This window comes from Adlercreutzia muris (assembly GCF_041223505.1).
Taxonomy (GTDB): Bacteria; Actinomycetota; Coriobacteriia; order Coriobacteriales; family Eggerthellaceae; genus Adlercreutzia; species Adlercreutzia muris.
Genome location: NZ_JBCLQK010000009.1, coordinates 82792 through 94991, shown reverse-complemented (window position 1 = coordinate 94991; position 12200 = coordinate 82792). Strand labels below are relative to the sequence as shown.

At 64.1% G+C, this 12200-nt stretch carries 10 protein-coding genes and 1 tRNA gene; 3 read left to right on the top strand and 8 right to left on the bottom strand.

Annotated elements, in window-relative coordinates:
* Positions 1–6: 6 nt before the first annotated feature.
* The 3 genes from AAK988_RS09185 to folE form a co-directional block, all read right to left on the bottom strand.
* Positions 7–474, bottom strand: coding sequence for a Panacea domain-containing protein (locus AAK988_RS09185; RefSeq protein WP_369873625.1), 468 nt, complete (start codon positions 472–474; stop codon positions 7–9).
* Between the two features lie 87 nt (positions 475–561).
* Complete coding sequence (locus tag AAK988_RS09180) at positions 562–837, bottom strand: ACT domain-containing protein (RefSeq protein WP_135970547.1); 276 nt, start codon at positions 835–837, stop codon at positions 562–564.
* 173 nt (positions 838–1010) lie between these two features.
* Positions 1011–1571 (bottom strand): GTP cyclohydrolase I FolE, encoded by a 561-nt coding sequence (folE, locus tag AAK988_RS09175; protein WP_135970548.1) that lies wholly within the window; start codon positions 1569–1571, stop codon positions 1011–1013.
* A gap of 115 nt (positions 1572–1686) precedes the next feature.
* Between folE and mscL the strand changes: the two genes are divergently transcribed.
* Positions 1687–2166, top strand: coding sequence for a large conductance mechanosensitive channel protein MscL (gene mscL, locus AAK988_RS09170; protein ID WP_028026051.1), 480 nt, complete (start codon positions 1687–1689; stop codon positions 2164–2166).
* 264 nt (positions 2167–2430) lie between these two features.
* Here mscL and rlmH read toward each other — a convergent pair whose 3' ends face one another.
* The 5 genes from rlmH to AAK988_RS09145 all read right to left on the bottom strand — a co-directional run bounded on the left by rlmH (position 2431) and on the right by AAK988_RS09145 (position 9768).
* On the bottom strand, positions 2431–2904 hold the full coding sequence (rlmH, locus tag AAK988_RS09165; RefSeq protein WP_369873624.1) for a 23S rRNA (pseudouridine(1915)-N(3))-methyltransferase RlmH: 474 nt from the start codon (positions 2902–2904) through the stop codon (positions 2431–2433).
* Between the two features lie 250 nt (positions 2905–3154).
* Positions 3155–3943, bottom strand: coding sequence for an exodeoxyribonuclease III (locus AAK988_RS09160; protein ID WP_369880646.1), 789 nt, complete (start codon positions 3941–3943; stop codon positions 3155–3157).
* A 71-nt stretch (positions 3944–4014) separates the two neighbouring features.
* The gene (locus AAK988_RS09155) at positions 4015–5652 is read right to left on the bottom strand and encodes an LCP family protein (RefSeq protein WP_151430330.1); all 1638 of its coding nucleotides are present in this window, start codon (positions 5650–5652) and stop codon (positions 4015–4017) included.
* 216 nt (positions 5653–5868) lie between these two features.
* The gene (locus AAK988_RS09150) at positions 5869–8139 is read right to left on the bottom strand and encodes a MurT ligase domain-containing protein (protein ID WP_369873623.1); all 2271 of its coding nucleotides are present in this window, start codon (positions 8137–8139) and stop codon (positions 5869–5871) included.
* A 117-nt stretch (positions 8140–8256) separates the two neighbouring features.
* Positions 8257–9768 carry a response regulator transcription factor gene (locus tag AAK988_RS09145; protein ID WP_369873622.1) on the bottom strand — a complete coding sequence of 504 codons (1512 nt, stop codon included), beginning with the start codon at positions 9766–9768 and terminating at the stop codon, positions 8257–8259.
* 197 nt (positions 9769–9965) lie between these two features.
* On the opposite strand from AAK988_RS09145, the gene AAK988_RS09140 reads away from it, so the two are divergent.
* Positions 9966–11618 carry an FAD-dependent oxidoreductase gene (locus AAK988_RS09140; RefSeq protein WP_369873621.1) on the top strand — a complete coding sequence of 551 codons (1653 nt, stop codon included), beginning with the start codon at positions 9966–9968 and terminating at the stop codon, positions 11616–11618.
* 231 nt (positions 11619–11849) lie between these two features.
* A tRNA-Thr gene (locus AAK988_RS09135) sits at positions 11850–11925 on the top strand.
* The last annotated feature ends 275 nt before the right edge of the window (positions 11926–12200 follow it).

Below are 12200 nucleotides of genomic sequence, written 5' to 3'. Positions count from 1 at the left end.
AGTATCTTACACCGTCCATGCGAACACCGGGTTGCCCTGCGGCCTCGTCTCGTAAAACGTTCTGATGCGATGGTTCGTGATGGGCCTGGTCGACCGAGCATTGGGCGCCAACCCTGCGCGAGCCTCCTGCCACGGCGCTTCGCTGTGGGTCAGGTTGCTCAACTGGGCGCCCGTCCAGTCCTTCAGGCGGCTCAGTACGTGATCGATGGTGGCCTTTTCGGCCTCCGAGAGGGCACCGCTATCCAGGGGGCCGAAAAACCCCCTCGAAATGACGAATTCGCCCCGGTGCTTCCGGAACAGATCCGGCGCCACAGGCCCATTGGCCCAAGCCTCGAATTCCTCAGGGAAAAGGGGGGCTCCGTCATTCACGAGGTGATAGGCCTGGCTGTAGAAGGCCAGCTTCTGGAGCTTCATGGTAGAAACGCTTCCGAGGTTTTCGAGAATGTACGTTGCCACATCGGTGATGGACGCCATAAAGCTCCTCCTTTCGCTGGATATTTATTCTACACGATGCGTCAAGCGTGACCGGAGCGGTCCGCGGCCGAAACGGCCCTCCCCGCCCTAGATCTGGTACATGGCTTGGAAGACGTCCTCGCGCTGGATGAGGACCTGCATGCCGAGGCTCTCGCCGGTGACGGTGAGGCGCTCCTGCACGGTATTGAAGTCGGCGGTGGCCACATCCAGCGACACCATCATGGTCATGGAGAACATGCGGCCCTCGCCGAGGATGGTTTGGGAGATGTCGTCGATGTTGGCGCCGCAGTCAGCCAGCACGGTGGCGATGGCGGCAACGACGCCGGAGCGGTCCTTGCCCAGAACGGAGATGACGCACTTCATAATGGTTCCTCTCTTTCAGGCGGCCCGAGGGCCGCGCGATTACCTTCGTGGGCGGCAAGGGCCCGGCTCTTGCCCTGCGGGGCATCCGAAACGCCCGCAAGATCACCTCGGGGACAGAGGCGACAAGCACTCCCCTGAGGCGCTCCGCGCCCTGCGGCCCGCGCCCTTCACCCCTAGCGGAAGATAAGCGCCAGGGCCTCGGAACGGGCGTCGGCGTCGGTCGCAAAGCAGCCGCGGACGGCGCGGGTCGTCGTCTTCGCGCCGGGCTTCTTCACGCCGCGCATGGACATGCACAAATGCTCCGCCTCGATGACCACAATGACGCCGGCGGGGTTGAGCGCCTCCACCAGGGTGTCGGCGATCTGGCCGGTCAGGCGCTCCTGCACCTGGGGGCGCTTGGCGAAGCCGTCCACGAGCCGGGCCAGCTTCGAGATGCCGCAGATGCGGCCGTCCTCGCCGGGGATGTAGGCCACGTGCGCCCGCCCGAAGAACGGCGCCAAGTGGTGCTCGCACATGCTGTAGAAGGGGATGTCGCCCACCAGCACGATCTCGCTGTGGCCCTCGTCGAAGGTCACGTCGAAATGGCGCGACGGGTCTTCTTCCAGGCCCCCGAGCACTTCCTCGTACATACGGGCCACGCGCGCGGGCGTTTCCAGCAGACCCTCGCGGTTGGGGTCTTCCCCGATACCTTCCAAAATCAGGCGCACGCCTGCTTCAATCTTCGCTGTATCCACGGTTGTCGTAACTCCTTGTAAACGGTTGGGGCCATGTTATCACGACGCTATAGACGCGCGGCGAAAGAGCGGGATAATACCAAGACGGAAGGCATCACACGAGAAGGGACTGCCCATGAAAGGCCTCCTCGCCGAGTTCAAGGAATTCATCAACCGCGGCAACGTGATCGATATGGCCGTCGGCATCATCATCGGCGCGGCGTTCACCGCCATCGTCACGTCGCTGACCGAGGACATCATCAACCCGCTCATCAAGCTCATCACCGGGGGCAATGGCACCGACGTGGCCGGCCTCACCATCCCCGTGGCAGGTACCGCCAACGGCATCGACTTCGGGGCCTTCATCAGCGCCATCATCAACTTCCTCATTGTGGCCTGGGTGGTGTTCATGATCGTGAAGGCCTTCAACAAGATGAAAGACGGCACGGCGAAGCTGCCCTTCCTCAAGAACGCCAAGGGCGAGGAAGTCATCGAGCACGCTCCCACCTGCCCCTTCTGCCTGGAGGAGATCAACGTGGGCGCCACCCGCTGCCCCCACTGCACTGCCGAGCTGCCCGCTCCTGCCGCGGTGACCGTGGAGGTCGTGGCGAAGTGACGGGCTCGCAACGCGACACTGCCCCGAATGCACGGTACGACCGCGCGCATCGTGCATTCGGGGCTTCTTTGCCGCCAGACAGCCCCCTCCGCAAGCCTTTCGCGCCCCAAAATGACGATGCGACCGTGCGCATCGTGCATTTGAGCCACTGCGCCCCCTTTTCAAGGGCATCCAAGCTCTTATGCTGCCCCGAACGAGCGATGCGACTGAGCGCATCGTCATTTTGGGGCAGCACGCCAGATGGATACCGCGTGGGATACGTGCCTACTTGTGGTAGGGCTCGCCGCGGGAGATCTTGAAGGCGCGGTAGATCTGCTCGAGCAGCACTACCCGGGCCAGGTTGTGGGGCAGCGTGATGGGACCGAAGGAGAAGGTCTCGTCGGCCCGGGCGCGCACAGCCTCGCTCACACCGTCCGAGCCGCCGATGACGAAGGCCAGGTCGCTGTCCCCGCGCAAGGCCAGCTCGTCCAGGTGCTGAGAGAAACCCACGCTGGAGCGCTGCTTCCCCTCTATGGCCATGAGAATGACCCGCGCCCCTTCCGGGACCACGGCCAGGATGCCCTCGCCCTCGCGGTCGCGGGCCGCCTCCACGCCCCCAGCCCGGGCCGGATCCACATCCGCGATCTCGGCCACGGCCACCTTGGCATAGGGCCGCAGCCGCTTCAGATACTCGTCGCAGGCCGCCGTCCAGAACTTCTCCTTCAGCTTGCCCACGGCAATAACGGTAATGCGCAACATGACGGTCCTTTCAAACGAGGTTCCGCGCGGCCGGAACAGGGCGCGGCCGGCTACCGCGAGCTCGGCGGGTGGCCCTCAGGCCGTCCCTACGGGAAGAGGGTGCGGCTTGGCGGACGGACGGGGGGGCAGGTGGGCGGGCTGAAGGCCGCCCCCTACGGGACCACGAGGGCGCAGTCGGGATAGGGCGCAGCCGAGAGGGCGCGACGAGCGCCCGACCCTCCCTCTGAAGCCGCGAGAGACGCAGACGCCCTTACGCAAGGTCCAGGTCGAGGCCAACGGGGCAGTGGTCGGAGCCCTCTACGTCGTCGTAAATGCTCGCGGCCACCACCGCGTCACGCAGGGCGTCGCTCACGAGGAAGTAGTCGATGCGCCATCCCGCGTTGGTGGAACGGGCACGGAACCGATAGCTCCACCAGGTGTAGCGCCCCGTCTCCTCGGGATGCAGCAGGCGGAACGTGTCGGTGAAGCCCGCATCCAAAAGCTCGGTGAACTTCCCGCGCTCCTCGTCGGAAAAGCCCGAGGCCCCGCGGTTGGGACCGGGGTTCTTCAGATCGATCTCCTGATGGGCCACGTTGAAATCGCCGCACATCACCACGGGCTTCGGCTCGCTCGCCTCGCCGCTCGGCAGGATGCCCGCCTCAAGCCCTTTGCAGAAGTCGCGGAAGGCGTCGTCCCATTCCATGCGGTGATCGATGCGGGCCAGCTCGTTCTGAGAGTTCGGCGTGTACACGTCCACGAACCAGAAACCGGGGAACTCGCAGGCCACAATGCGCCCCTCGGCATCCAGGTAGTCGTTGCCCAGGCCGTGCAGCACGCGCAGGGGCTCCTCGCGGGTGAACACCACGGTGCCCGAATAGCCCTTCTTCTCGGCGGCGCTCCAATACTGGTGGTAGCCGGGCAGATCCAGCTCCACCTGGCCTACCTGGCACTTGGTTTCCTGCAGGGCGAAGATGTCGGCGTCGAAGGCATCGAACACTTCCAGGAAATTCTTCTTCAGCACGGCGCGGATGCCGTTCACGTTCCACGAAACGAATCGCATGGGTCTCCTTTACTGCAAAAGGCCCCGGGCTCTCCGGGGCCTTTCATGATACTCGAGCGGACGGAATATCCCTACTGCCAGTCCGAACCGATGAGGATGAGGAAATCGCCCTCGTACATATACTCGCCGTTGGTGTTCTGCACGGCGCGGCCGCAGCCCAGGGCGTCGATGAGCTCCTCGGCGTAGACGCGCTGGTCCGGCGTGTCGAAGACCACGACGGTCTCCTCGTAGCTGAAGGAGTTGGCGTTGCTGGCATCGGCCGTGTAGCCCAAGGGCTTAATACGCTCCAAGGCCTCGGCGCCCACGCCGTTGATGCCGTTGCCGTTCTTGATGGTGACGATGCCCGTGCGGCTCTCGCCGAAGGTCTTACGGGTGCCATCGACGCCCTGGACGCCCTCGCTGTCGCTGGAAGCGGGAGTGCCGTCGCCCACGCTGGCGAGCACGGTGCCGTTCAGCTCGTCAATCTCATCTTCCTCCGTGGGGGGCAGGCCCTCGCGCACGCGGTTCATCATCTTCTGCCAAGCGGCCGTGTCCAGCTTCTCGTACCAAGTGTCGTTGCGGTACTCGCTTTCCGTCGGCTCCATGGCGGAATAGATGTCGGTGCTCGGATCGATACCCTGCATAGACCCAGCCAAGGCGATGATATCGGACACGGTGAAGTCGGTGGTCACATACTGGGACAGGGTCTCCACCGACTTGGTGATAGTGCCGATATCGGAGGAGAGCACCTTCTTGGCAATGGCACCGAGCACCAAGCGCTGGTTCGCCGCACGGTAGCGGTCGCCGTCGCCGTACTCGTCGTAGGAATGGCGGCTGCGGCACAGGATGAGCGCCTGCTCACCCGTGAGATTCTGCTCGCCGGCCGGCACGTAGCCGCCCGCCTCGTCGTCGTCGATCTCCATGGGCACATCCACGGTCACGCCGCCAAGAGCATCCACCACTTCTTCGAAGCCGTCGAAGTTGATCTCGGCATAGTGGGAAATGGGCACGCCGGCCATCTGGGACACAGTCTTGATGGCCAGGGCCGGCCCGCCAATGGCGTAGGCAGCGTTCAGCTTCTGCACGCCATTGCCCTCGATCTCCACCTCAGTATCGCGATGGAGCGACACCATGGTGACCTTCTTGTTCTGGGGATCGACCCGAGCGAGAATCATGGAGTCGGAGCGGAAGGTGTCACCCGCATACTGGGTGGATTCCGACCGTGCCTCGGACTTGTCGGTACCGAGCAGCAGCATGTAGAAGGTGCCGCCCTCGTAGGAGGGCACCGGCTGGAGCGCCTCCTTCACCTCAGGAGTGACGTCCTCGTTCATGTTGTTGTCGAGCTTGCTCACGTAGCCGTAGGTGGCGAAGGCCACGCCGCCGACTCCAAGGACGCCCACCAGCACGATGGCCAGCACGGCCACGAGGATGCGGTTGCGCTTCTTGCGGCGGCGGTCCCGCGCGTAGTCGTCGCCGGCCGCACCGCGGGAATAGGGGTTGTCGCCCACGGGCAGGCCGGGAGTGGCGCCCAAGGTGGCACCGCCGAGAGCCTGCTGCTTGGGAGCCACAGGCTGAGAAAGGCGGGGGTTGTGCGATTGGCTCAGCGGCTGGGAGTGCCGCGGGTTGTTCGTTTGCCCGACCGGCTGGGAATGGCGGGGATTATTCGTCTGGCCCACCGGCTGGGAGGCGTGCTGGGCACGGGGATTATTGCTTCCTGACGTTTCGGTCATCCGGGGCGGTCTCGCTTTCGTATTTCCGGTGCCATGGCATGGCGCCATAGACCTCGACATCTTGGTTATCGAGGTAACATTTTGGTAAAAAGCGGCCCCCCGCGCAACTGCGAGCCTTTCATTAGCAGTGAAAAGCCACAGGAAGCGGCCAGTATATTCACATTTTGACCGCCCCAACCACGAGCGGGAAGGTAGGGAATGGACCGGCGCGATCCCCTAGGAAAGGCGCTTCGTCATGACCTCGTTGGCGGCGAGCTCCGCGCGGTCGTCGAGGGGCGCGAGCGCCGGGACGGCTTCCCCCATGCGAGTTGCGCGGCGCTCGAGGGCGCGGGCTAGCAGCCAATCGGCCACCTCGGGGTTCTTCGAGAGGAGGGGGCCGTGGGAGTAGGTGCCCACCACGTTCTTGTAGCGGGCCCCCTCGACCCGGTCGTCATCGTTGTTGCCGCGACCGCAGGACGAGACCACGCGACCAAAGCCCTCGACGCCCTCGCCCAGGTAGGTGCGGCCGGCATGGTTCTCGTAGCCCACGACGGGATGGCTGGCCAGGGGCGATTCCAGCACCATGTTGTCGATGAGGCGGTCTGCCGAGGTGCCAGGACGCCGCGTTTCCATATCGAGAACGCCGAGGCCTTCCACCAGCTCGTCGCCCCACAGCCACTGGCGGCCTAAGATCTGGTAGCCGCCGCAGATGGCCAGCAGGGGGCCGTCGCTCTCCACGTAAGCGGCCAGGTCCCCCTTCATGGCCAGCAGCTGCTCGCTCGCCAGCTTCTGCTCACGGTCGGGACCGCCGCCCAAAAACACGAGATCGACCTGGGAAAGATCGATCGATTCGCCATGACCGACCCGGCGCACCTCCACGGGAATGCCGCGCCAGCGCAGACGCTGCTCCAAGATGCGCACGTTGCCCCCGTCGCCGTAGAGGTTCAGCAGGTCGGGCAGCAGGTGCGCGATCACCACGGGGGCTGCCGCCTCGGCCGGAGGCTCGGACGGCGCGTCCCCAGCAGCCTCGGCAGCCTCGGCAGGTTCGGTAGCCTCGGCAGCCTCCGCCGCGGCCCCGGTCTCCTCCCCGCTTACCGCCCGGGGCTCTTCCGTTCCCGCAGTCGCCTTTGCAGCCCCAGCCGCTCCTGCACGAGTCCCCTCAGCTGCTTCCATGGCATCGAGGGCGTCGTGCACGGGGGGCAGCGCCGTGTAGTTCGCGATGGCGTAGACCGCCGCGTCAGTGGGCATCTGGCCCGCTGCCGTAAGGGCACCCAGGCGGTCGAAGGCATCGTCGATGGATTCGATCACCGCGGCCTCGATGCCCGCGTACTTCAGGCGCACAGCCAGGTCATGGGCCCGGGAGCCGCCGGCGAACACCACGGTGTCGGGCTGACCGGCCAGCTCCTCGAAGTCGATATCCCAAATCCAGGAGATGTCGCGGCCGTCGGCCACCTGGTCGTTGATGAAGAAGGCCACCATCTTAGGGCCACCATCGGCCTCCACGATCTTCAGGTTCTGGTTGAATCCCGTGGGGTTCTTCGCCAGATTCAGCAGCACGTCGCGGCCACCAAGACGATAGCGCTGCAAGCGCCCGTTGCGCGGGTTGAAAGCATCCACGGCCCGCTGGAAGGCCGGAGTCGGGACGCCCACCTCGCGGCAAAGGGCGTAGGCCGCCACCAGGTTGTAGGCGGCATAGGGCGTGGCCTGAGGCGTGCGCACCCGCTCGCAGGCTGCAGGGCCGCAGATTTCCATGGACACACCGTCCGCACCGAGCTTGATGTCGCGGCCGGCGTAGGCAAGCTCGGGCCGCGCGAAGTCGCAGCGCTCGCAGAAATAGTCGCCGAGCTGGCCGTATTGGCGGTAGCGGTACTGGATCATGCCATCGCACTGCTGACACATCTGGGCGTCGGCCACGGTGTTCTGGGCCAGATCCATGGACTCGTCCAGGCCGAAGGCAACAGTGCGGTTGTCCACCGCAGCCGCAATGCGGGCGCACAGCGGGTCGTCGGCATTGTACACGAGCACGGTATCGGGCGAGGCGGTCAGGGCGCTGGCGATGGAGGTTTGGATGCGGTCGATCTCCCCGCAGCGGTCCAGCTGATCGCGGAACAGGTTCAGCAACAGCACGTAGTTCGAGCGCAGGCGCGGGAGCACATGGGCGAGCCACAGCTCATCGCATTCGAAGACGCCCCACTGAGCCGCCGGCTGCTGGAGCAACGCCGAGGCAATGCCCGCGGCCAGATTCGCCCCGGTGCGGTTGCAGATGATGGTGCGCCCGGCCGCTTCGAAGGCATCGGCCAGCAGGTTGTTCGTGGAAGTCTTCCCGTTGGTGCCCACGGTGATGACCGAGCCCTCGGCGCACTTCCCGCGCAACTCGCCCAGCAGCGGCGGGTCCATCTTGAGCGCGATCTTCCCCGGCAGATTCGCCGCCGGGCGATGGGCCACGTGACGCAACCCCCAGGTAGATACCGCACCAGTCGCCTTCGCGAGCGTAAACCTCAAGCTCATAGATGCACTCCATCGTAGAAGGGCGGCACACCGCCCGATCTCGCCAATACCCGCCTAGTATAACGTTGCCACCCGCGCCGCACTACGGCCTCCCCGCATCCCCCACATCGACGCCGCCTAACCGCGGCTCTCGAGACCCAGGCACGCGTCATGGGCCTTATCGATCAGCTGCTGGCGCGACGATATGCCGATCTTGTCATAAATGTGCCGTATATGGGTCTTCACGGTACTCTTCGACAGATAGAGATCCTCGGCAATGTAGGGGCCGCTGCGCCCCTGCAAGAGCATGCCCAGAATTTCCTCTTCACGAGGGGTCAGCGAGAAGCGTCGCGCGATTTCGCCCGTTGCCTGAGCCAAGTCAGACAGACCGAGGGTCTCGGGCCTTGCCGGCCTCGGCGGGAATACCGCTTTTTGGGCAAGGTGAAAGAGCAGCATCGCCAGAATAATGAAGCCTGCTGTCGGCATACCCACGATCATGAAATCCCTCAATACGACGGGCATCGTCACCAACGGCGAAGGCGTCGTCAGCTCAATGAAGAAAACACCCACAACCGCCCCAACCGCTACGCCGATCATCTGGCAGAGCAAGCACGAGCGAAACGCGTCGTATGCCCCTTGGGACCAGCGGAGCACCAAACCACCCCACACGAGCACCTCGGCACAACAGGCCAGACAGTTCACCAGAACGTACACCGTGAGACTCGTCGGCATAGTGGGCAGGTTGAAATACAGGGTGGCCGTAGTCACGAGCAAGATGCAGCCAAGCCCGTAGACGCGCTTCCCCCGCTCCATCTTGGAGATGAGCGCCACCAACACGGCCACGACCAGCCCCGCAGCGAGAAATGCCACTGCGGCCGGCGTTACCAGACCGATGAGCGCGTCCGCATGCACCCCGGCAAAGCGCGTTGATTTGGGGTATACGTTGTAGCAGTAGCCGAACAGCACGCCGCTCACAGCCGCGAAGGTGGCGAAGGACGGCGGCTCCAGCACGCTGCGCAACGAACCGCGCCCCACGGAGCCAGCAAAACAGGAAGCAGGCATTGACACCCAGCGCGGCCGCAGTCCGACAACGAGCAGCGACGTCACGGGAAACACCGCAGTAGCGACGCCCAGCCACGGACCCGAAATCCACGCCATGAGGCCCAAAAACAATAGGGCACCCACCCCGTAGGCAACGGCCAATGAGACAAAACAGGCGCAAAGGGATCGGGCGGCGGCCCAGGCTACGGCAGCTGCGGCCACCAGAGCACAACCAGCCCCCGCGATGGCCCCCAGAGACGCCGAAAAGGCGACATCGGATATCGCCAACGCCAATCCGATGCCGGCTGCTCCCGAAACCCCCGCAAGAGCTCCCAGCCCCATCAGCGCCACAGGCCTTCCCCCTGCGACCTTCGGATACCGCCGCATGATCGCTGTGGCCGCGGGGAGCGCTACCGCCGCCGCCACAGCCGCGGCCGCCGCAAACACTGTCGCGTTCGTGACCGAATCGCTGCCCTGATAAAAAGTTCCGGACAGAAACACCGAGAACACCCACGCGAATACGGGAGCTGCAGCGAGACCGGCCCTCCAACAACCCCCAATCGACCCGTTTTCCCATTCCGAGCGATTCTCGTCTTCTCTTTGCGCCATAGCCCACCTCCATACCGCCAGTGTAGCAAAAATGCCCTCGCAGCCACGGGTTTCGAGGGTATTCAAAGCCAATATCAACCAAAAGGGATGAGGGGATGAGCCCTTTGGATCGATGGAGCGAGGAGGACGTGCTCCTAGGATATTCCCCGTTCGGCTCCCCGGCCGAACCTCGTCGCAACCCTTAAGAGGAGGAACCTATGGAAACATTGAATCGCCGACAATTTCTCACCGCCGCCGGCATATCCGCCGCAGCCCTAGGAGCCACAGGGCTCGCCAGCTGCGCCCCGAAGGAGGAGGGCGCCCTTTCTTCAACGGGAACCGAGGCGGGCATTCCCCAAACATGGGATCAGGAAGCCGACTTCGTCGTGCTCGGCAGCGGCACGGCACTCACTGGCGCCCTGAAGGCCGCAGCCGACGGCCTATCGGTCATCGTATTGGAAAAGGCCAAGCAGGTCGGCGGCACCACAGCCCTGTCGGGCGGCCAGGTATGGGTGCCCTGCAACGACTATTCCCAGGAGAAGGACGACCCGGCCCTGGCAAAGACCTACATGACCAAGGTGGCTGCGGGCCTGTCCACCGAGGCCATTATCGACGCCTACATCGACCGCGCCTCTGAAATGGTCAACTTCATTGCCGAGCAGACGGGCTGCGAATGGTCGGTGAGCCCCCGCATCGACTACCATGCCCAGTGGGAAGGAGCCAGCCGCGACATGCGGTCGCTGTCCTGCGTTATCGACGGGAAACGCTCCGGCGCCCACTTCACCCAGCCAGAAGCCGAGGCAATCCAGAGCATGGGCGGCACCATTCTCACTGAGACGCCGGGGGTGCGCCTCGTCTCGCGCCCGACCGATAACGGCGCCCAGGAAGTGCTCGGCGTCATCGCCCAGGATGCCAAGGGCAACGAAATCGCTATCAAAGCCAACAGAGGCGTTCTCGTCGGCACGGGCGGCTTCTCCTACAACGAAGCCATGCTGAATGCCTACCATCACATTCCGATGCGCGGCTGTATGTGCGTTCCCGAATCCACCGGCGACGGCATTCTCATGGGCCAAGCCGTGGGCGCCAACCTCGCCATGATGCCCTGGGGCTGGGGGCAGATCAACTTCAAAGTACTCAGTGAGCAGAACTTCGAAGCAGGCATCTGCTCGACCACCGTATCTCTTTATGCCTATCAGTCCAAACCCGGCTCCATCTTCGTCAACCGCCACGGCAAGCGCTTCTGCGACGAGGCCTCCGACTATGATTCCATGTGGTTCGGCTTCCAAGGGCAGTCCACTACCGGCGAGATGGAGCTGACCAATGTGCCAGCCTGGTACATCTGCGATCACAGCGTTCGCGAAGCCTTGGCCGATCCCGCCAAAGGCGATATCTTCTTCGGCGTCGGCCTGGAGGGGGATCTTCCCGAATGGGGTTATAGTGCTGACACCATCGAGGCGTTGGCTGAGAAGATCGGCATCGATCCCGCGGCCCTGAAGGCCCAAGTCGACAAATACAACGCCGATGCGGAGGCGGGAGTAGACAGCGACTTCCATCGCGGAGAGTCGGAATTCGAGACCTATAACATGATGAACGGCGGCCCCACCCTGGGAGCCCTCGTGAAACCGCCCTTCTACGCCGCCGAGATCATCCCCGTCTACCAGGGCACCAAGGGCGGCATCCAGATCAACGAGCACGGCCAGGCGCTCAGCGTGAGCGGCGAGCCCATCGCGCGACTGTACGCCTGCGGCAACGCCACCGGCTGCGGCACGCCGGGCAAGTACTACACCGGTGCCGGCGGCACCAACGGCCCGGGCATGGTGTTCGCCTATTTGGCCGCTGAGCACGCCAGTACCCTAGAGAACTGGGCTTAAGGAGCAAGCGGTTCCGCCCCGATTTCACGGTGCTTACCCTCGCGGCCTGTGGGCCCTCCCACAATACCTGTCCCCCAGCGCCGCTGGTTCCTCCCGCCGGCGGCGCGTTTTTAGCTTTGCAACCCAACCCCCCAGCCCCGTGGATACCCGCAGGAAGAATTCCCTATTCCGCCGCTTGCGAAGACGCGCCCTGTTCGCTATACTAGACAGTCGCTTCGTAAGAAGCGTTTTGCCAACGTGGCTCAGCTGGTAGAGCAACGCACTCGTAATGCGTAGGTCAGCGGTTCGAATCCGCTCGTTGGCTCCAGAATTTCCGCAGGCTGGCAAGGAAAAACTTGTCGGCCTGTTCTCTTTTCAACGTCCAAAAACTTGCCGTGTGTGCCAATCGTGTGCCAATAGGCCCGATTAGGCGCTCTTGAGCTCCACGATGCGGCACGGCCTGGTACGTGTCGTCCCCGCAACGACTCGCTCCGCCCGTCAGTGGAAACGCGAACGCGTCGTTCGGGGAACTGAAACGAACTCACCGCCTTTCCGCCGCGGCAAAGGGCTACACTAGCAGGGAGACACCGCACCTTTTCCCAG